At 69.7% G+C, this 24,610-nt stretch carries 25 protein-coding genes and 2 pseudogenes; 13 read left to right on the forward strand and 14 right to left on the reverse strand.

The annotated features are described in order from the left end of the window. Positions 1–44 precede the first annotated feature (44 nt). Genes ITP53_RS01240 through ITP53_RS01260 form a run of 5 tightly spaced genes read right to left on the reverse strand, consistent with a single transcriptional unit; the run spans position 45 to position 4,448 of the window. Positions 45–725, reverse strand: a complete 681-nt coding sequence (locus ITP53_RS01240; RefSeq protein ID WP_195893371.1) for a nucleoside/nucleotide kinase family protein — start codon at positions 723–725, stop codon at positions 45–47. Beyond that, entirely contained in the window at positions 722–1,591 is an 870-nt protein-coding gene (locus ITP53_RS01245; RefSeq protein ID WP_207755394.1) for a sugar phosphate isomerase/epimerase family protein, read from the reverse strand. Before ITP53_RS01245 ends, ITP53_RS01240 begins: the two co-directional genes overlap by 4 nt. Positions 1,592–1,616: 25 nt before the next feature. Then, positions 1,617–2,372, reverse strand: coding sequence for an ATP-binding cassette domain-containing protein (locus ITP53_RS01250; RefSeq protein WP_195893372.1), 756 nt, complete (start codon positions 2,370–2,372; stop codon positions 1,617–1,619). Beyond that, a complete protein-coding gene (locus ITP53_RS01255; protein ID WP_195893373.1) occupies positions 2,369–3,352 on the reverse strand; it encodes an ABC transporter permease in 984 nt (327 codons plus the stop codon). Before ITP53_RS01255 ends, ITP53_RS01250 begins: the two co-directional genes overlap by 4 nt. Before the next feature lie 43 nt (positions 3,353–3,395). Next, a complete protein-coding gene (locus tag ITP53_RS01260; protein WP_207755395.1) occupies positions 3,396–4,448 on the reverse strand; it encodes a sugar ABC transporter substrate-binding protein in 1,053 nt (350 codons plus the stop codon). Positions 4,449–4,581: 133 nt separating this feature from the next. Between ITP53_RS01260 and ITP53_RS01265 the strand changes: the two genes are divergently transcribed. Beyond that, positions 4,582–5,826 (forward strand): ROK family protein, encoded by a 1,245-nt coding sequence (locus ITP53_RS01265; RefSeq protein ID WP_195893374.1) that lies wholly within the window; start codon positions 4,582–4,584, stop codon positions 5,824–5,826. 4 nt (positions 5,827–5,830) lie between these two features. Here the strand turns inward: ITP53_RS01265 and ITP53_RS01270 are convergent, their stop codons facing one another. Further along, positions 5,831–6,016 (reverse strand): hypothetical protein, encoded by a 186-nt coding sequence (locus ITP53_RS01270; protein WP_195893375.1) that lies wholly within the window; start codon positions 6,014–6,016, stop codon positions 5,831–5,833. On the opposite strand from ITP53_RS01270, the gene ITP53_RS01275 reads away from it, so the two are divergent. Next, positions 5,999–6,634 (forward strand): SDR family NAD(P)-dependent oxidoreductase, encoded by a 636-nt coding sequence (locus ITP53_RS01275; RefSeq protein WP_207755396.1) that lies wholly within the window; start codon positions 5,999–6,001, stop codon positions 6,632–6,634. The genes ITP53_RS01270 and ITP53_RS01275 overlap by 18 nt on opposite strands. A 36-nt stretch (positions 6,635–6,670) precedes the next feature. On the opposite strand, the gene ITP53_RS01280 is transcribed toward ITP53_RS01275, so the two are convergent. Beyond that, positions 6,671–7,873, reverse strand: coding sequence for a cytochrome P450 (locus ITP53_RS01280; protein ID WP_195893376.1), 1,203 nt, complete (start codon positions 7,871–7,873; stop codon positions 6,671–6,673). Positions 7,874–7,955: 82 nt separating this feature from the next. On the opposite strand from ITP53_RS01280, the gene ITP53_RS01285 reads away from it, so the two are divergent. Further along, positions 7,956–8,582 carry a TetR/AcrR family transcriptional regulator gene (locus ITP53_RS01285; protein WP_328813630.1) on the forward strand — a complete coding sequence of 209 codons (627 nt, stop codon included), beginning with the start codon at positions 7,956–7,958 and terminating at the stop codon, positions 8,580–8,582. Positions 8,583–8,674: 92 nt separating this feature from the next. Here ITP53_RS01285 and ITP53_RS01290 read toward each other — a convergent pair whose 3' ends face one another. Then, the gene (locus tag ITP53_RS01290) at positions 8,675–10,345 is read right to left on the reverse strand and encodes a glycosyl hydrolase family 28-related protein (protein ID WP_195893377.1); all 1,671 of its coding nucleotides are present in this window, start codon (positions 10,343–10,345) and stop codon (positions 8,675–8,677) included. A gap of 273 nt (positions 10,346–10,618) precedes the next feature. Here ITP53_RS01290 and ITP53_RS01295 point away from each other — a divergent pair, with 273 nt between their 5' ends. The 3 genes and pseudogenes from ITP53_RS01295 to ITP53_RS60900 all read left to right on the forward strand — a co-directional run. After that, positions 10,619–12,019: an MFS transporter gene (locus ITP53_RS01295; RefSeq protein WP_195893378.1), complete on the forward strand. Its 1,401-nt coding sequence runs from the start codon at positions 10,619–10,621 to the stop codon at positions 12,017–12,019. Beyond that, positions 12,016–12,846 carry a carbohydrate deacetylase gene (locus ITP53_RS01300; protein WP_195893379.1) on the forward strand — a complete coding sequence of 277 codons (831 nt, stop codon included), beginning with the start codon at positions 12,016–12,018 and terminating at the stop codon, positions 12,844–12,846. Before ITP53_RS01295 ends, ITP53_RS01300 begins: the two co-directional genes overlap by 4 nt. 558 nt (positions 12,847–13,404) lie before the next feature. Next, positions 13,405–13,593, forward strand: a pseudogene (locus ITP53_RS60900) (hypothetical protein); the annotation flags it as partial. Between the two features lie 346 nt (positions 13,594–13,939). Here ITP53_RS60900 and ITP53_RS01310 read toward each other — a convergent pair. The 3 genes from ITP53_RS01310 to ITP53_RS01320 form a co-directional block, all read right to left on the reverse strand. Continuing rightward, on the reverse strand, positions 13,940–14,842 hold the full coding sequence (locus tag ITP53_RS01310) for an NAD(P)H-binding protein (RefSeq protein ID WP_195893381.1): 903 nt from the start codon (positions 14,840–14,842) through the stop codon (positions 13,940–13,942). A gap of 78 nt (positions 14,843–14,920) precedes the next feature. Next, on the reverse strand, positions 14,921–15,139 hold the full coding sequence (locus tag ITP53_RS01315) for a DUF397 domain-containing protein (protein ID WP_195893382.1): 219 nt from the start codon (positions 15,137–15,139) through the stop codon (positions 14,921–14,923). Beyond that, a complete protein-coding gene (locus ITP53_RS01320) occupies positions 15,130–15,534 on the reverse strand; it encodes a DUF5753 domain-containing protein (RefSeq protein ID WP_328813677.1) in 405 nt (134 codons plus the stop codon). Before ITP53_RS01320 ends, ITP53_RS01315 begins: the two co-directional genes overlap by 10 nt. On the opposite strand from ITP53_RS01320, the gene ITP53_RS60905 reads away from it, so the two are divergent. Further along, positions 15,489–15,881: an ATP-binding protein gene (locus ITP53_RS60905; RefSeq protein WP_407941208.1), complete on the forward strand. Its 393-nt coding sequence runs from the start codon at positions 15,489–15,491 to the stop codon at positions 15,879–15,881. The genes ITP53_RS01320 and ITP53_RS60905 overlap by 46 nt on opposite strands. Here ITP53_RS60905 and ITP53_RS01330 read toward each other — a convergent pair. Beyond that, positions 15,878–16,459 (reverse strand): TetR/AcrR family transcriptional regulator, encoded by a 582-nt coding sequence (locus ITP53_RS01330; protein ID WP_195893385.1) that lies wholly within the window; start codon positions 16,457–16,459, stop codon positions 15,878–15,880. The genes ITP53_RS60905 and ITP53_RS01330 overlap by 4 nt on opposite strands. Positions 16,460–16,582: 123 nt before the next feature. On the opposite strand from ITP53_RS01330, the gene ITP53_RS01335 reads away from it, so the two are divergent. Further along, complete coding sequence (locus ITP53_RS01335; protein ID WP_195893386.1) at positions 16,583–17,731, forward strand: FAD-dependent oxidoreductase; 1,149 nt, start codon at positions 16,583–16,585, stop codon at positions 17,729–17,731. Positions 17,732–17,779: 48 nt separating this feature from the next. Here ITP53_RS01335 and ITP53_RS01340 read toward each other — a convergent pair whose 3' ends face one another. Continuing rightward, on the reverse strand, positions 17,780–18,397 hold the full coding sequence (locus ITP53_RS01340) for a TetR/AcrR family transcriptional regulator (RefSeq protein ID WP_207755399.1): 618 nt from the start codon (positions 18,395–18,397) through the stop codon (positions 17,780–17,782). Positions 18,398–18,524: 127 nt separating this feature from the next. Here ITP53_RS01340 and ITP53_RS01345 point away from each other — a divergent pair, with 127 nt between their 5' ends. Beyond that, the gene (locus tag ITP53_RS01345; protein ID WP_195893388.1) at positions 18,525–19,160 is read left to right on the forward strand and encodes an FMN-dependent NADH-azoreductase; all 636 of its coding nucleotides are present in this window, start codon (positions 18,525–18,527) and stop codon (positions 19,158–19,160) included. 776 nt (positions 19,161–19,936) lie between these two features. Here the strand turns inward: ITP53_RS01345 and ITP53_RS60910 are convergent. Then, positions 19,937–20,116 (reverse strand): annotated as a pseudogene (locus ITP53_RS60910) (ankyrin repeat domain-containing protein); the annotation flags it as partial. A gap of 120 nt (positions 20,117–20,236) precedes the next feature. Here ITP53_RS60910 and ITP53_RS01355 point away from each other — a divergent pair. From ITP53_RS01355 to ITP53_RS01370, 4 genes are read left to right on the forward strand one after another with little or no spacing between them, the layout of a single operon-like run. Continuing rightward, complete coding sequence (locus ITP53_RS01355) at positions 20,237–21,385, forward strand: NAD(P)/FAD-dependent oxidoreductase (protein ID WP_207755400.1); 1,149 nt, start codon at positions 20,237–20,239, stop codon at positions 21,383–21,385. 50 nt (positions 21,386–21,435) lie between these two features. Beyond that, on the forward strand, positions 21,436–23,193 hold the full coding sequence (locus tag ITP53_RS01360; RefSeq protein ID WP_207755401.1) for a thiamine pyrophosphate-binding protein: 1,758 nt from the start codon (positions 21,436–21,438) through the stop codon (positions 23,191–23,193). Positions 23,194–23,208: 15 nt separating this feature from the next. Continuing rightward, a complete protein-coding gene (locus tag ITP53_RS01365; protein WP_195893391.1) occupies positions 23,209–23,859 on the forward strand; it encodes a GntR family transcriptional regulator in 651 nt (216 codons plus the stop codon). After that, a complete protein-coding gene (locus tag ITP53_RS01370; protein ID WP_195893392.1) occupies positions 23,859–24,590 on the forward strand; it encodes an aspartate/glutamate racemase family protein in 732 nt (243 codons plus the stop codon). Before ITP53_RS01365 ends, ITP53_RS01370 begins: the two co-directional genes overlap by 1 nt. Positions 24,591–24,610: the final 20 nt, after the last annotated feature.

A 24,610-nucleotide genomic window follows, 5' to 3' on the forward strand; every position in this document is an offset into this window, starting at 1 on the left:
TCATGCATGTTGGACGAAAGAAGTTACCGGCGCGGGCATCCCGCTCACATGCCGCCGGGGTGCTCGATCGATTGGATGACGGCGTCGGGGACGATCAGGTCGGCCTTCGGTCTGGTGGCGGCGATCAGCTCGGCGTTGCGCTGGTCGACCTCCTCCACCCAGCTCACCGCGTGGTCGGGCGGCTTGCCGAAGCGTATGTGCCGGGTGATCAGGCGGTGCAGGCGCTCGGCGTGGTCCAGATCGCAGTACCAGACCTCGTCCAGCCAGGGGCGTACGCGGGCCCAGTCGCCCTCGTCGAGCAGCAGGTAGTTGCCCTCGGTGATGATCAGGCGGGCGGCGCGGGGGACCGGAATGCTGCCGGCGATGGGCTGCTCCAGGTCGCGTTCGAAGGCGGGGGCGTAGACCATGTCCTCCTCGTCCGCGCGCAGGCGGCGGAGGAGGGCGGCGTAGCCGGCGGCGTCGAAGGTGTCGGGGGAGCCCTTGCGGTCGCGGCGGCCGAGCCGGTCGAGCTCGGAGTCGGCCAGGTGGAAGCCGTCCATCGGGACGTGGGCCACCCAGTCGGCGGTCAGGCCGGGGGGTGGTTCCCCGCGGAGCAGGCGGGTGAGGGTCACCGCGAGCGTGGTCTTGCCCGCGCCCGGGCTGCCGGTGATGCCCAGCAGGGCCCGCCGGCCGCTCCAGGCGCGGGCCCGGGCCACGAGATCGTCCAGGCTCTGAGGAGGGGTCATCGGGCCCGGCTGGTGCGGAGGTGGCCGGCGATGAAGGCGCGGGCGTGCCGGGCGAGGTCTTCGCCGTCGTCCCACAGGTTGCGCCAGATCGCCAGGTCGTTGGAGAGCCCTTCCATCACGACCGCCGAGGAGAACGACTCGAAGGTGATCGGCCCCTGGTAGCGGATGTCGCCCAGGGCGTGGAAGAACGCGGTGAAGTCCAGGTGGCCGGAGCCGAGATAGCCACGGTGGTTCTCCCCGATGTGGACGTAGCCGAGCCGGTCGCCGACCTCGCGCACGGGGCGTACGAGATCGTCCTCCTCGATGTTCATATGGTAGGTGTCGAGGTGGATCAGGACGTTGTCCTCGCCGATGTCGTCGGCGAGCCGCAGCGCGTCCCCGGCGGTGTTGATCACGTTGGTCTCGTACCGGTTGCAGACCTCCAGGCCGAGCGTCATGCCGTGACCGCCCGCCTCCTGGGCCAGACGGCGCAGCACCGTGACCACGTTGCGCCGTCCCGCCTCGGTGAGCGGGCGGCCGTACTTGCCCAGCGCGCTGTAGAGCGCGCCGGTGAAGTGGGTGCCACCGAGAGCACGGGTGACGGCCAGGGAGTCGTGCAGCAGCTTCTCGCCGCGCTCGACCACGGCCGGGTCGTCGCTGGAGACGTCGGCGTCGAAGGCGAGGCCGCGGGAGCAGGCCACGCCCAGCCCCGCCGCGCGCAGGGCCTCACGCGCCGCCGCGACGTCGAGGTTCACCGAGTCGTGCAGCGAGATCTCCAGCAGGTCGAAGCCGGCCGCACTGGTCTTGTCGATCGCGTACGCCAGCGACGCCGGGCTGGTGTCCCCGGCCCAGACGAGGGCGTGGACACCGATGGGGTTGATGGTCATGTGAATGGCCCGCCTTTCTGGGGCGTCAGTTGCTGAGCGCGCCCGTGATCAGGGCGACGATCTCCTCGCCGGTGGTCTCGGCCGTACGCCGCCCGCCCACACACCGCCCGGCCCGCATCACCCACACCTGCTGGCTGAGCCGCATGACCTGGGCGAAGTTGTGGCTGATGAGCAGGATCGCATGCCCCTCATCGCGCAGTCCGAGGATCAGCTCCTCGACCCGGGCGGTCTCCTGCACGCCGAGCGCGGCCGTGGGCTCGTCCATGATCACGAGCTTGGAGCTGAATCCGGCGGCGCGGCAGATGGCGACGGCCTGGCGCTGGCCGCCGGAGAGTCGGCGTACCCGAGATCTCACCGCGGGCACGTTGACGGCGAGCGTTGAGACCATCTCGCGGGCGCGGGCCTGCATGGCGCGCCGGTCGAGCAGGGCGACCGGGCCGAGCCTGCGTACGATCTCGCGGTTGAGGAACAGGTTCTGCCACACCGTGAGGTCTTCCACCAGCGCGAGGTTCTGGTGCACGGTCTCGATCCCGGCGTCGCGGGCGTCCTCGGGGGAGCGGAAGTCGGTTTCCGCCCCGTCGAAGACGATGCGCCCGCTCTGCGGCCGGTGGATGCCGGAGACGCAGCGGACGAGGGTGGACTTGCCCGCGCCGTTGTCGCCGACCAGCGCGGTGATCTCGCCGCGGCGCAGGGTGAGGGAGACGTCGACCAGTGCGCGTACGTTGCCGAAGGCCAGGGAGACGTCGTGCGTCTCGAGCAGGGGAGTGTCGTTCTCGGTCATCGCTGGAACCTTGTGAGCAGGGCGGCCAGCACCACGACGACGCCGACGGCCAGCGGTTGGTAGAACTGGGAGACTCCGAGCAGGGTCAGCCCGTTGACCAGCGCGGTCAGCAGCAGCGCGCCGACGACCGGGCCGATGATGGTGCCCCGCCCGCCGAACAGGCTCACCCCGCCGAGCACGACCGCGGCCACGGAGTTGAGGAGGAAGGACGTGTTGGAGGCGGGCTCGGCCGCGCCGACGCGGGCGACCAGGAGCAGCGCTCCCAGCCCGGCCAGCATGCCGCTGATGGTGTAGACGGCGATCTTGATCCGCCGGGTGCTGATGCCCATCGCGTTGGCCGACTCCGGTGAGCCGCCGGTGGCCAGCAGATGGGTGCCGAACCTGCTGTGGAACAGCACGACGTGCGCCACGATCGCGACGGCGATCGCGATGAGGAACGAGTAGCCGAAGATCCCCGCCCTCCCGGTGGACAGGGTGAGCAGCGCCGGGTCGATGATCGTGACCGGCTTGCCGTCGGCGAGGATCAGCGCCAGACCGGAGGCCGCCGAGAGCATGCCCAGTGTCACGATGAAGTCCGCGATCCTCCCCCAGGCGGTGATCAGGCCGTTGACCAGGCCCGCCACCGCCGCGGCGAACACGCCCGCCACGGCGGAGAGCGCCAGCCCCCACTGCGCCGTGTACGCCTGGCCGAAGACCACCGCGCCCAGCGTCATCGCCGAGGCGATCGACAGGTCGATGCCGGCGGTGGCGATCACGAACGTCTGGCCCACGGCCAGCACGATCAGGATCGCGGCGGCCAGCAGCATGGAGGTGATGTTGCCGGGGCTGAGGAACGTCGGGTTGAGCGCCTGGAACACGATCACCAGGAGGATCAGTCCGACGAGGGCCGCCCACTCCGCCCAGAACCCGACGTCTTTCAGCTTCGCGGCCCAGCGCTCCCCGTCGCCGGCCACGAGCGTTGCGTTTGCCCTGTCTGTCACTGTCTGTCACTCCAGGTCCTGCCGGGCAGGACGGCGGTAGGCGCTACTTGATGAGGGACGTGAACGGGTCGTCATAGCTGCCGAACGGCTTGGGCGTGGCCGCCAGCGCCTTGTCCGCGTTCTCCTTGGTGACCAGCTCGACCGGGGCCTTGACGTTGGTGGGCAGCGTCTTGCCGGCCGCCGCCGCCTGGCACGCCTCCACGCCCATCAGCCCGATCGCGTACGGGTACTGGGCGACGGTGCCGTCCAGGGTGCCGGCCTTGACCGCGTTGAGCGCGTCCTTGATGCCGTCCACGCTGATGACCTTGACCTTGCCGGTCTTGCCGGCGTTGGCGACGGCGCGCGCCACGCCCAGTCCCATGTCGTCGTTGGCGACGAAGAAGCCGGCCAGTTCGGGGTGTGCCTGCATCACGTCGGTGGCGGCGGTGAGCGCGGTCTGCCGCTCCCAGTTGGCCGCGACGGTCTGCAGCACCTTGACCTCGGGCCCGATGCCCTGCTGGAAGCCCTCGATCCGGGCGCCGCTGGTCACGTCGCCCGCGATGCCGCCGATGGCCGCGACCTCGCCGCCGTCGGGCAGCAACTCGGTCATGCGCTGCCCGGCCATCTTGCCGGCCTCGACGTTGTCGGTCCCGATGTACGTCGCCGGCTTGACGTTCGCGCTCTTGGCCGCCGCCGCGTCGATCGGGCTGTCGATGTTGACCACGGTCTTGTTCTGGGCGGAGAGCTGGGCCAGGCCCTGGACCAGGTTGGTGCCGGAGATCGGGTTGATCACGTAACAGGAGAAGTCCTGCCCGGCCAGGCCGTTGAGCTTGTCCGCCTGACCGGTCGTGTCCGTGATGGCGTTGGCCGCCTGGACCGTGACAGGCGCCTTGGCCGTGGCGGCCTGCTCGTCCATGCCCTGCTTCATCGTCTGGAAGAACGGGTTGTCCAGTCCCTTGATCACAGCGGCGATCTTGGGCGTCGCGGTGCTCGCTCCCCCGGCCGCAGGGGAGGTGCCGGTGGTCTCGCCGGAACCGCAGGCGGACAGCGCGAGCGCGCCCGCGGCGAGAACCGCGCTGAGGGCCGCGGTGCGGCGACCTCTGGTGTTGGCCATCATCGGATGTCCCTTTCAGGCGTCAATGACATGACCGTAACCAGTGTTTCCGATAGATGACAACCCTTCTTTCGACTTTTTATGTCGAAACATCACTAACTTACGTGTAGTGGGAGACATAGCTAGAGTGACTCGTATGGATGCACCGAGCCTGCCGAGCCCGCGGCTGGGGGCCAGCTCAGGCGAGATCCTCAGCCTGTTCCGCGACGCCCCCGACGGCCTGACGAAGGCCGACGTGATGCGCCACACCGGCCTGTCGCGCACCACCGTCAACCAGCGGCTCGACGGCTTGCTGGCGGCCGGCCTGCTGATGCCCGCCGAGGAGGAGGCGCGTACCCGCGGCCGCCCGGCGGGCCAGTTCGTGGTCAACCGCGACCGCGGGGTGCTGCTGGTGGCCGACATCGGCGCGACCGGCCTGAGGACCGCCCTGTGCGACCTGGCCGGCGAGGTGCGGGCCGAACGCGAGGTCCGCGCCGAGGTGACGGCGGGCCCACAAGCCGTTCTCACCATCGTGGACGACCTGTTCACCGAGATACTCTCAGCGGTCAGGCGCAAGCCCGACGAGGTGCTCGGCATCGGGCTCGACGTGCCGGGCCCGGTGGACTTCGAGACCGGGCGGGTCGTCAGCCCGCCGATCATGACGGGCTGGGACCGCTATGACATCCCCGGCTGGTTCCGCTCCCGCTTCGACTGCCCCGTCCTGGTGGACAAGGACGTCAACGCCATGGCGTACGGCGAGCAGCGGCTGCGCTACCCGGACGTGCCCCACCTGCTCATGCTCAAGATCGGCACCGGCGTCGGCACCGGCCTGGTCGCCAGTGGCAAGGTGCACCGCGGCGCCGACGGCGCGGCCGGCGACGTCGGCCACATCCAGGTCACGGTGGGCGACGTGGCCGAGCCGCCCATCTGCCGATGCGGCAACGCGGGCTGCGTCGAGGCGTACGCCGGGGGCTGGGCCATAGTGCGCGACCTGCGCGAGGCGGGCCGTGACGTGAGCACCGTGGACGACGCCGTACGCCTGATCCGCAGCGGCGACCTCGTCGCGGTGCGGCTCGCCCGGCGCGCGGCGCGCATTCTCGGCGGTGCCATCGCCGACACGGTCAACCTGTTCAACCCGCGCGTCATCGCCATCGGCGGGCAGCTCGCCCACACCGACGAGCAGCTCTTCGCCGGCATCCGCGAGATCGTCTACCGGCGCTCACTGCCCCTGGCCACCCGCAACCTGCAGATCGTGCGCAGCGACCTCGACCCGCACGCGGGCGTGCTCGGCCTGGCGCAGCTGCTGGTCGACGGCATCTACACCCCTGCGCGGGTCCAGCAGCTCGTGGAGGGCGCGGTGGCCGGCTGTCATACGCCGGAAATTTCGCGGTTGAAGGCGTAAGGGATCAGTCGAGTCGGACGACACCGGCGAGCAAGGGCAGGAATATGCGGTCCAACTCGGTGAGGTCCGTCTGAAGCCGTGTGGCGATCTCGTCGCACGCTGGGAAGCTCGTCACGGTCCCGACGACGGCGGTGGCCTGCCGTACGTCGAAGGGGGCCTGGAGACGGCCGGCGTGGGCCAGGCGCTGCACGAACGTGCTGATCTGTTCGTATCGCCAGTGCTCTCGGCCGGCGATGACCTGCTGGGCCTCGGGATCCACGGCCGAGAGGCTGATCAGCCGCCGGAAGATCGGCTGCGCCGGGAACATGGGCGGCTCGATGTGCTGGTCAACAACGCCGGGACCGTCGTGGATCGGCTCGCCGCGGACACCACGGCGGTCGAGATGCGCCACACCTTCGAGGTCAACGTCTTCGGCGTCGTCACGGTCATTCACGCGATGCTGCCGCTGTTGCGCGCCTCGCTCGCGCCGCGCATCGTCAACGTGTCCAGCACCACCGCCTCGTTGGGGTTGACGAGCGGTGGTGCCGATTTCGGCGGCGACGCCGAGCGCCGGATCGCGTACTCGTCGTCGAAGACCGCGCTGAACATGCTCACCGTCCAGTACGCTCACGCCTTCGCCAAGGACCCTGGCCTGTCCCACATCAAGATCAATTCGGCGACGCCCGGGTACACCGCTACCGACCTCACAGGGCACCGCGGCACCCGCACCGTCGAGGAGGGCGCCCGGGTCATCGTGGATCTGGCCACGCTGGACAGCGCTGGTCCCACCGGCGGGTTCTTCAACGACCAGGGGCGCGTGCCCTGGTAGCCGAACGCGCCGGCCGCGGTGCTGATGGTGTCCTCGTCACCAGGTGACGGGCAGCTCGTGCATCCCGTAGACGTTGGAGTGGTCCTTGAACGAGAGTTGCTCGTCGGGGACGGCCAGCCGCAGGCCGGGGACCCGCTGGAACAGGGTGTTGAAGACGATCTCCAGCTCCACGCGGGCGAGGCTCTGGCCCAGGCACTGGTGCGGGCCGTAGCCGAACGCCAGGTGGCTGCGAGCGTCGCGCTCGATGTCGAACGTGTCGGGGTCCGCGAACACCTCGGGATCGCGGTTGCCGGTGTTGGTCAGCGTGAGCACGCCTTCCCCCGCGGGGATGACCGTGCCGCCGAGCTCCACGTCCTCGATGGCCACCCGCATCATCGCGAACTCGGCGATGGTGAAGTGGCGCAGGAGCTCCTCGACGGCGCCCGGCGTCTTGCCCGGGTCCTCACGCAGTGCGGCGAGCGCGTCGGGATGCCGCAACATCATGTACGTGCCCAGCGAGATCATGTTCGCCGTGGTCTCGTGCCCGGCGATCAGCAGCAGGAACGCCAGGCTGAGCAGCGCGCCATGGTCGACCGCGCCGCTCTCGCGCTGCTTGAGCACCTGGCGGCTGAGCAGGTCGTCGGAGGGGTCCTCCTCCTTGGCCTTGATCAGTTTGTCCAGGTAAATGGCGATTTCGAGGGCCGCGTGCTGCCGCTCCTGCGCAGAGATGGTGTGGTTGAGCAACTGCGCGGAGTGGATCTGGAAGAAGTCATGATCGTCGTACGGCACGCCGAGCAACTCGCAGATCACCAGCGAGGGAACCGGCAGGGCCAGCGCCCGCACCAGGTCGACCGGGCGTGGGCCGCCGAGCATGGCGTCGAGGTGCTCGTCCACGATCTGCTGGATGCGCGGCCGCAGCGCCGCCATCCGCCTGACGGTGAACTCCCCGACCACGGCGCGACGTGCTGGACCGTGCTCCGGCGGGTCCATCTCCAGCATCATCTTGGGCAGCGGCGACTCGCCCGGCCCCATCTCGCCGTTCAACTTGGGGGCGTTGGGATGGCGGCGGTCGGCGCTGAATCGCGGGTCGCTCAGGATCGTGCGGATGTCCTGATAACGGGCGGCGACCCAGGCGGCCGAACCACCCGGCAGCGCGACCTTGGCGACCGGCTCCTCGCGCAGGAGGCGAAGGTGCTGCTCGGGCGGAGCGTACGGGCAGATGCGGGCGATCTGGAGCGTCTCAGCGGAGTCAGCGGTCACGATTGTCCCCAATCAACATGCCATTCCAACTTCCCTACACATGTAGGTTAACCTACATGTGTAGGGAACAGTACGCTGAGGCGTGGCACACGAGAGGAACAGCGAGCTGAGCGACCCGCGAGTGCGTCGCACACAGGCGGCCCTGCGACGCGCGCTGATCGACCTCGTCCAGGACCGCGACCTGCCTCGGATCAGCGTCGCCGACGTCGCCGAGCGCGCAGGTGTGAGCCGCTCGACGTTCTACGACCACTACCGGGACGTGCACGAACTGGCCGAGGCCGCCTGCACCGCGATGATCGACGACCTCGTCGAGGCCATACCCAACCCCGGGACCAAGGACACCCCGGACACCACCACCGAAACGCTGCTGACCTTCTTCGCCCACCTCGCCGAGCACGCCCGCCTCTACCGCGGCGTGCTCGGGCCCCAGGGAAGCGCGCGCGTCATCGACCACGTGCGCCGCCGTGCCACCGTGGCGGGTTATGTCGGCGCGCGGCGTGCCACCACAGGAGACGACGCCCCATCGCCTGTCGACTACACGGCGCGCATCCCGCACGACGTGCCGGCGGCGTTCACCGCGGGAGCGCTCATCGGCGTCGCCACCGACTGGCTCGAGCACGGATGCCCGTGCTCGCCCGCCGAGATGGCCGCCCTGACCCGGCCGCTGCTGGTGGCCCTCTACCGCAGAGACGGCCGGCCGACGGCCTGAAGCCGTCGGCCGGGGTTACTCGCGAAGGGCGCCCTCGTAGGGGGCTGCCCGGCGCTTTGGCCGGGGTGTCGAGCCGTCCCCGTCTCCCGAACTCAGCCCATGAGGCGCAGGCGTTCGCGCTGGGCCGCGTAGAGGTCCGTGACCCGGGGGCGGCTGCCGTGGTCGGCGATGACGCTTTCCAGGTCCCCGGCGAAGTCGGGGGTCAGCTCGCTGTCCGTCCCGGTCGCGCCCTGGACGCCGACCGTCACGCTGCGGGGTGCGACGTCCGCGATCGTGACGGCGTACGGGCTGCCGTTGGTGAGCCTGACGTTCCAGTGCGCGATCCGAGCGCCGAACAGCGGGCCGGAGGCGGCGGACCCGCCGACTCTGCCGTTGTTCACCAGCGTGATGTTCGTCCGCGCGTTCTCGAACGGCATGGCCCGGTGGGTGTCGAAGGTGCCCTCGGCCATCCGCCCGCGCCGCCAGACGTTGCCCGACGACAGGCCCTCCAGGTTCAGGCCGTGGTGAACCGCCCCAGAAGGCACCGGCACGGTGAACGCCTCGATCTCGAAGTCGTCCACCAGGTTGTCGTGCGACTGCATCCGGCAGGCGAAGCTGTGGTGGGCGGACCGGCCGCCGACGGCGACGCGGTGGAGGGTGTTCGACTTGGCCGTGGTGAAGCCGAACCCGAGGTCGCAGTTCTCCACCCGGACGTCCCTGGCCCAGCAGTCGTGCACGGCCTGGAAGCACACGCCGTTCGAGCCGGGGTGCCTGTTGTGCGCGGTCATCGCGACGAGCTCGTTGCGCACGGTCAGCTCCTCGACGCCGCTGTCGTGCACCGTCGGCCCGGGGGCGCGGAGCCGGGCGGGCCAGCCGGGACGGAGGTCGTACCTGAGCGGCTGGGCCAGCCTGACCAGGTGGGCGCCCAGCACCGCCTCGACCCGGACCGGCCACTGGAGGGTCGCGTACTGCACATACTGCCCGCCCGAGCCGGTCACGAGCTGTGGCGCACGGCGCGGCCAGTCGTAGGACCTGGTGCCGGGGACGTCGCCGGCGAGGTGCATCAGCAGCGTCGCGTCCGGCGGGTTGTCGCATTCGAGCACCACCATGTCGCCCGCGCGCAGCCCGCTCGTGTCGGACACCACAAGCGTCCGCTGGCCCCGCGAGGCGGCGCCGGCCTCGGCCAGGGTGTCGCCCAGGAGCCAGCCTTCGGTCCCCGCGTAGTCCTCGGACTCCGACCGGGCCCGCCGCTCGGCCGCGACGAACCAGATCTGACCACCGGTCCACGACCAGCGGCTGTTGCCGTTGGACTGCCGGGCCGGCCGGTATCCGTCGTCGAGCGTCCGGGTGAAGTGCAGCACGGTCGCCTCGCGCCCGGCGCCCCGCAGGACGACGTTCGACCAGTGCACGAACACCGGCGACGACAGCCGATAGGTGCCTCGTGGCACCAGCACCACACCGCCGCCGCGTTCCCCGACGGAGCGCAGCGCGGCGTTGAAGGCCGGGGCGCAGTCGGTCGTCCCGTCGGCGCGGGCGCCGAAGTCGGTCACCCTGGCCACCGTGCGGGGCGTGGGTAAGGGCGAGCCGAGACGGTAGCCCGCCCGCGCGACGTCGGGCACCACCGGGTGCGAGCCCTCCGCCTGCGCCCACTGGTCCAGCAGCGCCGCCGACGTGTCCTCCGCCCCGCCCGTGACCGCCGCCCCCGCCGGTGGTGCCGATGCCGGTGCGGCCATGGTGGTGAGCGCGGCGCCCGCCGTGCCACCGATCAGCGCGCGGCGGCTCATGTGGGAAGGATGCATGGAACTCCTCAAAGCTCTTTCGTTTTCCTGTCCGCACCGGCCAAACTGTGCACCTGCACACGCCGGCGATCGGCGTCGGCGTGGTCTGTCTCGTGGCCGGGCATGTCCTTGATCTTGCCCGTGATCGCAGACCGGCAACACTGGGACAGACCGGCAGTCGACGTCCGGCGCGGCACGACTCCGCTTCACCCGCTGTTCGCCTTCGAGTGCGAAGGTGGCGCCGCGCACAGCGTCGGAATCCGCAAGGAAGGTGATCGCGTGTCCCAGCCCGGCACGGCCTCCGCCCCGGGACGGACTCCCGCGTGGCGCTACGCCATCGGGATGTTAGGCACTTCCATCCCGATCAACATGATCAAAGGGTCGATGATCCTCTTCTACGTCGACATTCTCGGGCTCGACGTTCGCGCTTACGGCGTGGTCATGGTCATCTACGCGGTCATCGACGCGTTCGACAACCCGCTGCTCGGCCACCTCTCCGATCGCACCAGAACCCGGTTCGGCCGGCGTCGGCCGTGGCTGCTCGTCGGCGCGCCGATGCTCGCGGCCTGCATGATCGCGTTCTTCTCCGCGCCGGCCTCACTGCGGGGGATCGGCCTCGTGCTCTGGTTCGCGGTGTTCGCGATCCTGTGCGAGGCTTTCGACTCGATGCTCAACGCGAACTACGGCGCGCTGCTCCCCGAGCTCTACCCGCGGGAGCGCGACCGTGCCGTCGCCAACGGTCTGCGCCAGGGCTTCCAGCTCGTGGCGCTCGTGATCTCGCTCGCGGTCACCCCGTTGCTCACGACGGGCGTGTTCGGCACCGAGCAATCCACCCAGGGCTTCCAGATCACCGCGATCGTCTATGGCGCGATCGCCCTCGTCGTGATCGTGTTCATGGCGCTCGGCGCGCGCGAGCGTCCCCGCTACTCCACGCGCGAGCGGCCGCTGCTGCTGCCCAGCGTGTGGTCGATCGTGCGCAACCCGACGTTCTGGACGGTCGGGCTCACCGGCGCCTGTTACGGGATAGCCATGGCGCTCGTACTCTCGGGCATCCAGCTGTACGTCCGCTACTCGCTCGGGCTTCCTGTCGTGAACGCGCTCTACCTTCAGGGCATCGTCATCCTCGTCTCGGCGGGTGGCCTCGTGGTGTGGACGCGCGTCATCGCACGCCGCGGCGCCCTGTGGACCTGGCGGCTCGCCTTCGCGGTCCTCGCGGCGAGCTTCGCGGCCCTGTTCTTCGCCACCGACCTCGCCACCGGGATCGCCGCGGGGGTGCTCGTCGGGGCCGGATGGTCGGGAATGCTCGCGACGAACGACCTCATCGTCGCGCGCGTGCTGGACGCCGACGCGGCACGCAACGGGGAACACCGCGAAGGGCTCTTCCTGTCCGCGTTCGGCTTCTTCGGCCGGCTCAACGGGATCGTGACCGGACTCGCGCTCACCTCGCTGGGCGTGTTCTTCGGCTACAACTCGGGCGACGACCCCGGGACCGACCCCGGGCTCGCGTTCCGGGTGTACCTGTGCGTGTACCCGTTCGTGCTGACGACGATCGGCGCGTTCGCGGCGCGGCTCATCTCGGTCCCGATCGAGACGCCGCCCGAGGCGGCCGAACCGGTCGAGCCGCCGCCCGAGCCGCCCTCCGGTCCCGTGGAGGAGTCCGCCGTGGAGCGCCCCCGATGACCCGCCGCCTCGTGATCACAGCCGACGATCTCGGCCGGGAACCCGGGACGACGGAGGTCATCGCCGCACTGCTCGCCGAGGGACATGTCACCGCGACGACGCTCATATGCGTCTCGCCGGCCGCGGAGGAAGCCGCGAGCCGGGTCTGGGAGCTCGGCGTCGTGCCCCGGCTGCACGTGACGCTCACGAGCGAGCGCGGGCTCCCGCGCTGGCGGCCCCTCGACGGCGCGGCGAGCCTCGTCGATCCGGACGGGACACTCAGCGACGATCCGCTGGCTCTCGGAGCCCGCGGCGTGGCCCAGGACGTCATACGGGAGGCGGACGCACAGCTGCACTGGATGCGCGACCGGGGTCCCGTGCCCGAGGCGGCCGACTCCCACGCCGGCACCCTCTACGGCCTGCACGGCAGATCGTGGCTCGCCGAGGCGCTTGAGTGGTGCGCGCACCACGGCCTGGCCTTCCGGCTGCCCCGTGACCCGGAGCCGTACTTCGGCGGTCCGCTGCCGCCGCCGCTCGCGGCGGCGCACGAGCGCGCCGTCGCCCTCGCCGACGCACTGGGTGTGTCCATCCCGCAGACGATCGCGACCAACCGGCGCGGCGCACACGAACTCGGTGCCTACGAGCGACTGCGGGACGATTACCTCCGCCGGCTCGCGACCCTGCCCGAGGGCACGAGCGAGTTGTTCCTCCACCCGTCGCGCGAGAACGCGGTCACGGGACCGGACGGCGTCGTGCGGACCTGGGAGGCGCGGCTGCTGCGTGACCCGGCGTGGCACGACGCCCTCGAGAGCGAGGGCATCGAGCTCGTCGGAGGCTGGTGGACCTGACCCACGAGCCGGCCGACGGCCCCTGGCTTGCCGCTGATCTGTCGCCGGTGGTGCCCCTTGCCGCCCAGGTGTTACAGGAGGACTGATGCCCTGCGTACCTCGTCGGCCGGCGAGCGCCAGCGTCTCAGGGGCGTCGCCATCCTCCTGGTGACAGGCGAAAATGGCGATCTCAACGAGGCCAGAATTCCAGGCCGCTATGTTCGTATCGATCCTGAACTCGCGACCCGGAGCTCTTTCGTGAAGCTCACACCAAGCGCGCCGCGGAACTGGCCGTCAAGACTGCGAAGGTACTCACGAGCCACTGGTCGGAGCCGGATACGGCACGGGTCATGGGCCTGTCAAAGCAACGCGTCCACCAGTTGAAGGTGAGCGCCTGACGGTTGTCAGGCACGCGGTGGAGTCCGGAATATCGACTGCCGCACAACTCGGAATCACCATCAGGACCTATGGATGTGCGTGTAGCGTTGCGGCCCTGTACAAGCTCAATCGGCGGGCCACCCTGTGCACCATCGAGTCGGTGAGAGAAGATGACAGCGAGCCACAGAGGAGGTGCGCGGCATGGACGACATCAGGACTCGGAACGGCCTGCTCAACCAGAGCGACGCCGCCCGCTTCCTCAGCATCCCCCAGCAGGCGTTCAATCACTGGGCGCGCGGCTACGAAAGAGGCCGCCCGCTGCTGCACGTCCTTCCGCAGCCGGCCGAGCATCGCATGGCCACCGTTCCTTTCGTGGCCATGGCCGAGGCATACGTGCTGGATGCGCTGCGAGCCGCAGGAGTGAAGCCGCGCAAGATCCGTCCCGCCCTGGAGCGGCTCCAGCGAGAATACGGACAGTACGTTCTCGTCGCCCCGGAACTGGCCACGGACGGCATCGATGTCCTCTGGGACTTCTCGAAGACCTCTCCGGAAGGAGAAGGACTGATCGAGGGCAGCACCGGACAGCAGGTGATCCGCGAGATCGTGACCGACTATCTCCAGTACGTCGTCCGAGCGGAGGACGGCTACCCGTCGATGCTCCGGCTTCGGCACCGGGCGCCTTCAAAGATCATCATCCCTCCAAGCGCCAATATCACCGCGACGAACGCACGGGCGGTCAGGGGCGGAAGGCGTCGAGGTTGTCGGCCAGCCATTCGGCGTAGCTGCGCGGTGGGCGGCCCAGCAGGCGCGCCACGGTGTCGTCCGGCTCCACCGGATTGGCGAGGAGGTCCGCGCCCACCGACTGACCCAGCGCGATCAGCTCCTCGGCGACGCCGGCCTGGCGGTCCCGCTCGGCGGCCTGCTCCAGGGTGATCTCCTCGAACGGGATCTCCCGGCCGAGCGCTTGGCCGATGAGCCGGATCTGCTCGCGTGGGCTGATCGGCGGTCCGTACGCCGTCACCGTCCGCCCCGCGTACCGGTCGTCGGCCAGTAGCGTCACGGCGACGGCGGCGAGGTCGTCCTCGTGGATGAGGGGGTAGCGCGCGTCGGCGTACGGCTCGCGGATGACTCCGCCGTGCTTGATGGTGTCCGCCCAATTCGACCCGGTGTAGGAGTAGCCGTCCTGGAGGGTCTGGTGGGCCATCACGGGGGAGGGGCGCAGGTGCGTCCACCCCGCCCCGGAGCGCTCGACCACCACCTCGACCGCCAGCCAGTGCCATGCCTCGGGCTCGTACTGGATCTCGAACTCGGGGCCGTGCGACGACAACACCACGATGCGGTCGGCGCCGCCCTCCCGTGCCAGCGTGACCAGCTCGTACGCGGTCTCGGGGACGGCTCCGGCGAGGAACAGTCGCCGGATGCCGGCGAACGCCGCCGCGGACTCCGCGGGTCGGGTGACGTCCCCGACGACCACCTCGACGCCGTCCGGCCAGCCGGCGGCCTCGAATGGCGGTGTCAGCACCCGCGTCGCCTCGTCGGCCGCGGCCAGCCGGGCGGCGAGGCGACGCCCGACCGGGCCGGCGGTGGGCACGTGGCCGGGGATGTTGCGGTGCTCCACGATCGTCAGCAGCGTGGTCATGCCGTCCCGGGTAGTTGTGTGCTGATAGGGGCCAAGACGCACGATGGCCCCCGGGCAGATGGCCGGGGGCCATCGTGGTCAGTCGAACAGGCCGGTCTTCGCGCCGGTGATGAACTTTTCCCAGACAGCCCGGCGGAGGACCCATGGCTGGACGTCGGGTTGCTCAGTGTCGCGCAGCGCGACGCGGCCATCGGACAAGTGCTTGGCCTCCAGGCAGTCACCGCCTTGGTCGCTGGACGCGGTGATCCATCCGGTTGGGTCAGCGATCTGCCTGATGATTTCCTCGCTCAGCTCCATGTTGTCACTCTTTCCTTGATCCGCTGCACTGACAAGTACTCGGGAAGCGCAGCGCTCCGCACACGCTCGAGCCGATCCACGATTCGCTTGATCTCGCTGGGTTTGTCCACAACTTGACCAAGGGCGGCTGATTCGACGTACGCGGCGGTGGTCACTCCATTCTCCTGCGCCAAGAGAACTGAGCCCACCAGCATTGCTGTGCACAGAGCCTCGTAGGGGAGTAGCTGGAGGGTGAACCACTCGGTTTCGGTCAGCGCGATCAGGTGTTCCAGTTGTCGCAGCGTCACGGAATTGCTTCCAACCGGGCGGTACAGAATGCCTTCGTCCAGCACCGCAAGAAACTGTGGAGGTGTCGGCCTGTCGAATATGGCTTGCCTTTCCATTCGCGCCTGGATCCAGAACTTCTGACAATCTGCGTCTCCTGGCCACCGAACTCTCCGTCAACGCCATGAAACACACGATCTCCGGCCGATGGAGGCGGGGATCATTCCGGGTCCGCATGTGGCTCAGCGACCGCCAGGTCCGTGTCGAGGTACTGGACCAGGGCTGGTGGTCGGGACCGCGACTCCGCAACGACCCCACCGAAACCAGCGGCCGTGGCCTGCGAATCGTCGAGGCGACGGCCACGAGGTGGGGAGTCAGGAGAAAGGGACTCGGAAGAACCGTGTGGTTCGAACTCCCCATCCCCTCTGATGTCCCGGTCGCCGGGAGTGTGAAGTCCGGCTCGGGGCCCAGCCGTTAGCCGGGCGGGCGCCAGCCGTGTGTGAGGAGGTCGAAGATCTCCTCGACGGCCGTTCGAAGGTCCTGCCGGCCTCCGGTGAGTGCCGGTATCTCCAGAATGAACCGGGCGAGTGCGTGGCAGGCGATGTTGTCGTGGCTTGTGCCGGCGTCATCGGCGATGGCCGCGCTGAGGGCGGCGGTGTGCCGGGTCCACATACGTTCGGCGTACTCGTGCAGCGCCGGTGTGGAGTTCACGAGATCGGTGAATTCGGCCCGGCGCGGGTGGGTCGCGACCGGGAGCCAGGACGTGAGGACGTGCTCGCGGAGCGCATCGACGATGCCCTGACTGGCGGGGCGTTGACGTACCGCGGCGACCAACTCCGCCTCTCGGTCTGCCTCCTGGTCGAAGACGAGCGCCTCCTTGCCGGGGAAGTGCTTGAACAGCGTTGTGGTCGACACGTCGGCCGCTTCGGCGATGTCTCTGATGCTCACCCGGTCGTAGCCCCGCTCCAGGAACAGTTGCAGGGCGGCGTCGGCGATCGCTTGACGGGTTGCCGCCTTCTTGCGTTCGCGGCGACCGGCGACAGGTGGCTTGTCCATGCGCGCATCCTACCAAAAGGTGGTCATGGTCAATTAGTTGACCAGTTGCACCTTTTTACTCGTTCTGCTTTTCTAAGGGGGCGGGCCGCGGCTCGTACACAGTCATGAACGAGAGGACCAGCCATGAACTCACCAGCACCGGCCACCGCGAGGATCGGCATCATCGGAGCAGGTCCCGGTGGCCTCACCTGTGCCCGCATCCTGCAGCAGCACGGCATCCCCGTGACGGTCTATGACCGCGACCCGCACCCGGAGGCGCGCAACCAGGGCGGCACCCTCGACCTGCACGCCGACGACGGGCAGCTCGCCCTGCGTGAGGCGGGCCTGATCGACGGGTTCTTCAGGCTGGCACGCCCGGAGGGACAGGAGATGCGCCATCTGGATCCGACGGGGTCGATCCTGAGCCACCACGTCCCGGCCGAAGACGAGCTCTTCAAACCGGAGAGCGACCGCGGCCAGTTGCGCGATCTGCTGCTCAACTCGCTGGAGCCGGGGACCGTGCGGTGGGACCACGCCGTCGAGAAGGTCGGCGGCCCGGCCGATGGCCCGCGACGGGTGCACTTCCTCGATGGCACGACCGTCGAGACAGACCTGGTGATCGGTGCCGACGGTGCATTCTCGCGAGTCCGCCCGGCGGTGTCGCCGGCCGCGCCGCAGTACACCGGCGTCGGCTTCCTGGAGGCATGGTTCCAGGATGTCGAGAACGCGCACCCCGACCTCGCCGCTCTCGTCGGCCAGGGCAGCGCCACCGCGGCCGACGGCGACCGCGCTCTGTTCGCCCAGCGCAACAGTGGCGACCACATCCGGGTCTACATCATTCAGCGCCTACCCGCCGACTGGATCACCGCGAGCGGTCTGAGTGCCGACGACACCGCCGGGATCCGCGCCCGGCTGCTCGACGCCTTCTCCGGCTGGTCGCCACCCATGCTCCAGATGATCAACGACAACGACGGGCCGTACGTCGATCGTCCGTTGTTCGCTCTGCCGGTCCCACACGCTTGGGAACAAACACCGACCGTGACCCTGCTCGGCGACGCCGCCCACCTCATGCCCCCGCTCGGCGTCGGCGCCAACCTGGCCATGCTCGACGCCTGCGAACTTGCCCTCGCGCTGGCCGGCTCCACCACGGTCGGCGACGCCATCGCCACCTACGAGAAGACCATGCTCCCCCGTTCGGCGGACGCGGCCCGGATCCTCGAAAACGGCGCCGAGGCCCTGCTCGAGCGACACGACAGCGGCGAAATCGCAGTGTTCGGCCCGCCCCAGCGGTGATCGCTCGACATACCGAGCTTGCCGGGTGCCCAGATCGCCGAGCCCCGGTCAGGGGCGGCAGACGCGTTGGATGAGATCTTGCCAGCCGCGGGCGGCCGCTTCCTGGGTGTGGCGGGCGTCGTCGGTGAAGTCGGCCTCTGACATGTAGAGCAGGAGGGGGGCTTCCAGGGCCGCGGTGAGCTGGACGGCCAGGACGTCGACGTCGGCGGCGCCGAGGGGGATCTGCCTGAGCAGCATGCGGATATGCATCCGGGAGAGGTTCATCTCCGTTCCGACCGGTACAGGTTGGCGGCCGTCCAGTGCTGCACAGAAGATCTCGCGGTGTTCGATCATGAATGCGGCTCGGGCCTGGCCGTAGGCGATCAGGCGGTCCACCGGCGGGGCGCCCGGGCCCAGTGGTGGCGGCCCGGACAGCATCTGCTGCTGGAAGGTCTGATCGTCGTCGTGGATCAGCGCCTGGAAGATCCCTGCCCGGGTGCCGAACCGGCGGTAGACCGTCCCCTTGCCCAGGCCCGCCCGTTCGGCCAGCGCGTCCATGGTCAGTTTGTCCACACCCTGCTCGGCGAGCATCTCGCGGACCGTGGCCAGCAGTTGCCGTCGGTTGCGTACGGCGTCGGCACGCTCGGCGCGAGGCGCTCCAACCAGGGGCAGGACGGGTCGATCCACGGGACTCACTCTACCGCCGGAATGACAAGCGGGGTAAAGTCCGCTTATTCTTGCGTACGGCGACATCGCCGGCACACCAGCCGGGCCCCGTCCCGGATGTGCCATGCACCGACCTGGAGAAAAACTGATGAGCCTGTTCCGTCTGGACGCCAGCATCATGCCCGCCACCTCGGCCGGCGCCGAGCTCGCCGACCTGGTGGAAGCCGAATGGTCCGCCGCCCACCCCGGCGAGCCGATCGTCCGCCGCCACCTGGGCACCGACCCGCTGCCGGCCGAAGCCTGGACACTCGCGACCACCGCCGGTTACGCCCCCGAAGACCGGCGCACCCCGGCCCAGCGCGACGCCCTGGCCCTGGCCGCCGGCCTGAAGGCGGAGCTGACCGAGGCCGACGCCGTCCTGCTGGCCGTCCCGCTCTACAACTACGGCGTCTCCCAGCACTTCAAGGTCTGGATCGACCTGGTCATCGGCGCAGCGGGACCAGCCGTCCAGGGCATGCTGAAGGACAAGCCCACCGTGCTGGTGACCGTCCGCGGCGGCGGCTACGGGCCGGGCGCCCCCCGCGAGGGCTGGGACCACTCCACTCCCTACCTGCGGCGCGTACTCGCCGACATCTGGGAGGCCGACCTCACCATCGTCGAACGCGAACTCACCCTCGTCGGCGTCAACCCCGCCCTGGACCATCTCAAGGACCTCGCCGCCCAACGACACGACGAGGCCCGCGCCGCCGCCCACCACACCGGCCGCTCCCTGGCCGCCAAATAGCCCTGACAGCCGAATAACCCTGAGAGCTCCTTTCTCTCGATGTCGTACGCCCCACCTGCCGGGTGAGGGCGACCACGTCGCGAACCGAGGGGGCCGACGCCAGTGACAGCACGGCCTGCTTGAGCCTGCTGACCCGTTCATCCGGCAGCACGCGCCGCGCGCCCAGCGCGAACTTGGCGCCCAGTTCCTCGTTGGTGAGCGGTCGCAGCGGACCGCCGCGGTTGGCGTCGACGCGCTTCTCCAGCATCGTGCCGGTCGGGCTCGGGCCTCCAGGAGGCGGACGATCTCCGCGTGGCCGGTGCCGAGCCACGACTCCGAGCGGAGGTCGCCCGCGTGGTCGCGTACTTCCGCCACCACACGCACGTCGCCCCCTTCCGACCTCTCGCGGCGGACCGTGATCCGCGCTCCCCGCGGTGCGTGCTCCGTGGCCCGCGCGACCACCTCCGCCTCGATGTCGCGGCCCGCGTATCGCCTCGCGAGGTCGATGGGGCGCGGGCCTTGGCCGTCGGCCGATGCGGGGTCCGCCTCAGAGGCGAGCAGCGTTCGGACGACGGCCGCGGCCCCGCGCTCGGCGGCGTGGGAGAGGGCGTGCGCCCGGCGGAGTCGGTGATGTCCGGATCGGCGCCTCTGTCCAGCAGCGTTGTCACGACGGCCAGGCACTCGTGGAGGCCGCCCAGTGGAGTGCCGTCATCGCGCTCCTGTCGACGTCTTCCCGCCGGTCCGGGTCGGCACCGGCGTGGAGCAGCGCGGTCACCGGCCCCTGTGTGTCCCCAGCACGCGGCGGCGCACAGGGGCAGCCCTTGGCTGTCTCCCCTGCTCTCCCCGTTGGGGTCGGCGCCGGCGTCCAGCAGCAGCCGCACGATGTCAGCGTCTCCCCGCACCGCGGCTTGGTAGAGGGCCGTGCCGCCATCCTCGCCGCGCGCGTCCGAGGACGCGCCGCGGCCCAGCAGCCGCCTGACCTCCTCGGCCTCCCCGACTGTCCGGCGCGATCTCGGCCACGGTCTTGGTGTTTACGTCAGGGGTTCCGCATGCGATTATGCATGCAATGCGCGCCGCACGGCTGAAGGGAAAATGTGGTGGGGGACAGTCGCATCGTGATCGTCGGGGGTGGGATCATCGGTGTCTCCATCGCCTATCACCTGGCCGTCCTCGGGCACGGCGACGTCGTGGTGCTGGAGCGCGGCCGGCTGGGGGAAGGCACCACCGCGCGCGGTACGGGAGGAATCCGGCAGCAGTTCTCCTCACGGGTGAACATCGAGCTGTCCCGCGGATCGGTCGAGTTCTTCGGCCGGTTCGAGGAGGCCACGGGGCAGCCGCTGGACTTCCGCCGGCACGGTTACCTGTTCCTGATCGACGACGAGGCGGCTGCCGCCGAACTGTCGGCTGCGGTGGCGCTGCAGAACGAGCTGGGCGTGCCCGCCGAGCTGCTGGCGCCCGAGGCGGTGTCCGGGATCTTTCCCGAGGTGCGGACCGACGATCTGGTGGCGGCGGCGTACTGCCCGACGGACGGGTCGGCGTCGCCGCAGGACGCCGTGCGCGGGTTCGCGTCGGCGGCCAGGCGCGCGGGCGTCACCTTCAGGGAAGCGACGGAGGTGCGCGGACTCGAGAAGGACGCCGACGGCGGCGTCACGGGAGTGAGCCTGGCGGACGGGACGACCCTGGGCGCCGACGCCGTCGTCATCGCCACGGGACCGGAGGCCGCACGGGCGCGGACGGTCTTCGGCGTCGACCTGGCGGTGTCCCCGCGGCGCCGGCAGGCGTTCGCGGTCGGGCCGATGCCCTGGATGAACCCGTCGCTGCCGTTCACCGTGGACCTCGCCAGCGGTGGCTACTTCCACCCGGAGTTCTCCGGCGGCATCGTCGGCGGGACCGACCGTGACGTACCGCCCGGGTTCGACACCGCGGTCGACTGGGATCGTCTGGAGATCCTCATCAAGGCGCTGACGAAACGCATCCCGGCCATGGGCGACTCGGCCGTCACCCGTGGCTGGGCCGGCGTCAGGGAGATGACTCCCGACGATCACGCGCTGGTCGGCCCGATCGGTGCCGTACGCGGCCTGTGGGTGGCCGCCGGCTTCTCGGGACACGGCTTCATGCATTCGCCCGCGATCGGCGAGTCGGTCGCCGCGTGGCTGCTGCACGGCAGCCCGATCATCGATCTGAGCGCTCTCGATCCTGATCGGTTCTCGGGCGGCGTCCCGTCCGAGGAGTCCTTCACCTTCTAGCAATCGCAGCCGGATCGAGCGGTGACACACCGCTGGAGAGGAGATGGTCGATGGAGTCGATGGCCCCAGACGATCAGCCGGGCACCTTGATCGACGAGACGATCACGAGCTTCACCGGGCGCGGAGCCGACCTGCTGGTGGAGTGCCTCGTCACGGCGGGAGTGCAGGTGATCTTCGGCCTCCCGGGGGACACGGGGGTGATGTTCTACGACGCGCTGGCACAGCGTACGGGTGACGTGCGGCATGTGCTCACGCGCGACGAGCGGCACGCGGCGATCATGGCCGATGCCTACGCGCGCGCGACCAACGAGGTCGGGGTCGTGGAGGTGTCGAGCGGGGGAGGCTGCACGTACGTGATCGGCGGCCTCGGAGAGGCGTACGCCTCCGGGGTTCCGGTGCTGGTCATCAGCTCCGACATCCACGAGTCGAGCCGCGGCTCCGGAGCGCTGACCGAGATCGACCAGATCGCGTTGTTCTCGGCCGTCACCAAATGGTCCGCCCGGGTCGACGTGGCCGCTGACATTCCCGGCCTGCTGTCCGAGGCCATGGCCCAGGCCACCACCGGACGTCCAGGACCGGTGGCGCTGATCATCGCGGAGAACGTCCTCGATGAGGGCGTGTCCGGGCTCGACCTGCGATCGGCGCCTGGTCGTACGACGCCGCGGGTGCCCGCTCATCGGCCCGTCCCACAAGTCGACGAGGTCGAGACCGCCGCGGCCCTGATCGCCGACGCGAGGCGCCCGGTCCTCTACGCCGGCTCAGGGGTGCACTCCTCAGGAGCCGCGAACGAACTCCTGGCCTTGGCCGAGAAGCTGTCCGCACCGGTGGCCACGTCCATCCACGGCAAGGGGGCGATCCCCGAGACGCACGAGCTGAGCCTCGGCGTCGCGGGGAACAACGGCGGCTCGCCACCCGCGAACGACGCTCTCTCCGAGGCCGACGTGGTCCTGTTCGTGGGCACCCGGGCCAACGCCACCGACACCAACAGCTTCAGATCGCCACCTCGCAGCGGGGTCGAGGTGATCCATCTGGACATCGACCGGTCCCGGGCGGGACGGAACTATCCCGGCTCCCTGCCGCTCGTCGGCGACGCCGCCGCGACGCTCCGGGAACTCGTCAAGAAGGTGGCCGGCCGGCGTACCGAACCGCCGTGGTGGACCGGTCGCGCGGCGCGACCGGAGGAGTTCCCGCCCGCTCCCGAGGGCATGATCATTCCCGAGGAGGTGGTGCGGCAGGTGGCCGCCGTCCTGGGCTCCGACATGACCGTCGTGGCCGATCCCGGGACGCCGACGCCGAACGTCGCGGCGTACTGGACCTGCACCGCGCCCGGCCGGTCCGTCCTGATCCCCCGGGGGCACGGTCCGATGGGGTGGGCCATCCCCGCCGCCGTCGGGGCCGCGCTGGCGGTGCCTGACCGGCCCGTCGTCGGCTTCACGGCCGACGGAAGCTTCGCGATGGCGTCGGGGGAGCTGGAGACCATCGCCCGGCTAGGACTCCCTATATGCCTGATTCAGATGACAAATAATAGTTTCGGATGGATTAAAATGCTCCAGCACCTTTATGCGGAAAAACGGTACTTTGGGGTTGATCCTGGCCCCATCGACGCCGTGGCCGTGGCCGAGGCCTCCGGGTTGAGGGCGTTGCGCGCACATGACTCAGAGGAGCTCCGCGAGGCACTGCGCGCCTTCAGGAACGCGCCGTCGCCGCTGTATGTCGACGTGACGGTACCGCATATGATCGATTACCTGCCGCCGGTGCCGTTCTGGCGCGATGCCGTCGAGAATGGCGGAGCCCGTCCCGTCTACTAGCCAGGGGTTCATCGGATGAGTGTCCAGGAAGGCACCCCGTCAAGCCGTCTCGTCCTCGATGTGTACAAGCGGCTACGCCAAGAGATCGTCACCGGGCAGCTCCGGCCGAACCAGCCGATCGTCGAGGCCGACGTGGCCCAGCGTCTCGGTATGTCCCGCACCCCCGTCAGGGAGAGCCTGCAGCGCCTCGCCATGGACGGGCTCGTGGTGTCGCAGCGGCGGCGCTGGGTGGTCTACGAGCACAGCGCCGAGGAGGTGCGCCACATCTACGAGGTGCGCGCCGCGCTGGAGGGCGAGGCGGCCAAGCTGGCGTGCGAGCGGATCACCGAGCGTGACCTGGCCCGGCTGAAGGAGCTCGAGCCGCAGGCGACGAGCTTCCACATGGTCGCCCGCGACGAGCGGGTCGCGATCAACGATCAGTTCCACCGGCACATCGCCGAGTCGGCGCACAACCCCCGGCTGGCCGACATGCTCGAGCAGAACAAGCTCTACTTCTTCAACCGGCAGATAGCCGCGATGTACAGCGCCGACGAGCTCGCGGCGTCCTCACGTCAGCACGAGCAACTCGTGGCGGCGATCGTGCAGCGCGACGGGGAGCGCGCCAGGAAGATCGCGTCCCAGCACGTCACCGATGCCCTGAACCAGGTCATGGACAAGATGTTCTGATGGCGGAGGACACTCGGACCCTGCGGGGCGGCCTGCCGTTCTACGGCTTCGACGTGGGGATCCTCCTGCTCAACAACGACACGCCCCGCCCGGTGGGCGACATCGGGCATGCCGCGACGTGGGGCTTCCCCGTCCTGTACGAGGTGGTGGCCCCCGCGGCGCCCGACCTGGTGGTGGAGCGCGCCGCGGAAGGGCTCCTGCCGGACTTCATGGCGGGCGCACGACGGCTCGAACGCGCGGGTGTCCGCGCGATCACCACGGCCTGCGGCTTTCTCGCCATCTACCAGCAAGAACTCGCCGAGGCGGTGAACGTCCCCGTCGCCACGTCCAGCCTGCTCCAGATCCCGCAGGCACTCCGGCTCATCTCACCCGGCCGGCGGGTGTGCGTCCTGACCATCAACGCGAGCACCCTGGATCATCGTCATTTCGCCGGCGCCGGCGTGGGGCCGGAACTTCTCGACCGGATCACCGTGGTCGGCCTGGAAAAGTCACGGCACCTGTATCCCGCGCTCATTCAGGGCGCGCGCATGCTGGATGTCGCCGCCGCCGAGCGCGAGATGGTGGATGCCGCGACACGGGCGGTGGAAGAGGACGAATCGATTGGCGCGTTCGTCGTCGAATGCACCAACATGCCGCCGTACTCGGCCGCCGTACGCGCCGCGACCGGTCGTCCCGTCTGGGACGTGGTCACCCTGGTGCACTCACTGCATTCGGCCGTAGTGCGCAGTTAGCAACGTTTCCGCAGGTCCTT

Origin of the sequence: Nonomuraea cypriaca, from assembly GCF_015645445.1 — a bacterium.
In the GTDB taxonomy this organism is placed as follows: Bacteria; Actinomycetota; Actinomycetes; order Streptosporangiales; family Streptosporangiaceae; genus Nonomuraea; species Nonomuraea cypriaca.

Coding starts and splice junctions, on each gene's coding strand:
- ITP53_RS01290 (WP_195893377.1), bottom strand. CDS start 10,345: ATGAGCCGCCGCGCGCTGATCGGTGGCACGGCGGGCGCCGCGCTCACC.
- ITP53_RS01370 (WP_195893392.1), top strand. CDS start 23,859: ATGGCGGAGGACACTCGGACCCTGCGGGGCGGCCTGCCGTTCTACGGC.
- ITP53_RS01250 (WP_195893372.1), bottom strand. CDS start 2,372: ATGACCGAGAACGACACTCCCCTGCTCGAGACGCACGACGTCTCCCTG.
- ITP53_RS01245 (WP_207755394.1), bottom strand. CDS start 1,591: ATGACCATCAACCCCATCGGTGTCCACGCCCTCGTCTGGGCCGGGGAC.
- ITP53_RS01260 (WP_207755395.1), bottom strand. CDS start 4,448: ATGATGGCCAACACCAGAGGTCGCCGCACCGCGGCCCTCAGCGCGGTT.
- ITP53_RS01330 (WP_195893385.1), bottom strand. CDS start 16,459: ATGGACAAGCCACCTGTCGCCGGTCGCCGCGAACGCAAGAAGGCGGCA.
- ITP53_RS01300 (WP_195893379.1), top strand. CDS start 12,016: ATGACCCGCCGCCTCGTGATCACAGCCGACGATCTCGGCCGGGAACCC.
- ITP53_RS01360 (WP_207755401.1), top strand. CDS start 21,436: ATGGAGTCGATGGCCCCAGACGATCAGCCGGGCACCTTGATCGACGAG.
- ITP53_RS01335 (WP_195893386.1), top strand. CDS start 16,583: ATGAACTCACCAGCACCGGCCACCGCGAGGATCGGCATCATCGGAGCA.
- ITP53_RS01240 (WP_195893371.1), bottom strand. CDS start 725: ATGACCCCTCCTCAGAGCCTGGACGATCTCGTGGCCCGGGCCCGCGCC.
- ITP53_RS01365 (WP_195893391.1), top strand. CDS start 23,209: ATGAGTGTCCAGGAAGGCACCCCGTCAAGCCGTCTCGTCCTCGATGTG.
- ITP53_RS01345 (WP_195893388.1), top strand. CDS start 18,525: ATGAGCCTGTTCCGTCTGGACGCCAGCATCATGCCCGCCACCTCGGCC.
- ITP53_RS01315 (WP_195893382.1), bottom strand. CDS start 15,139: ATGGAGCTGAGCGAGGAAATCATCAGGCAGATCGCTGACCCAACCGGA.
- ITP53_RS01265 (WP_195893374.1), top strand. CDS start 4,582: ATGGATGCACCGAGCCTGCCGAGCCCGCGGCTGGGGGCCAGCTCAGGC.
- ITP53_RS01310 (WP_195893381.1), bottom strand. CDS start 14,842: ATGACCACGCTGCTGACGATCGTGGAGCACCGCAACATCCCCGGCCAC.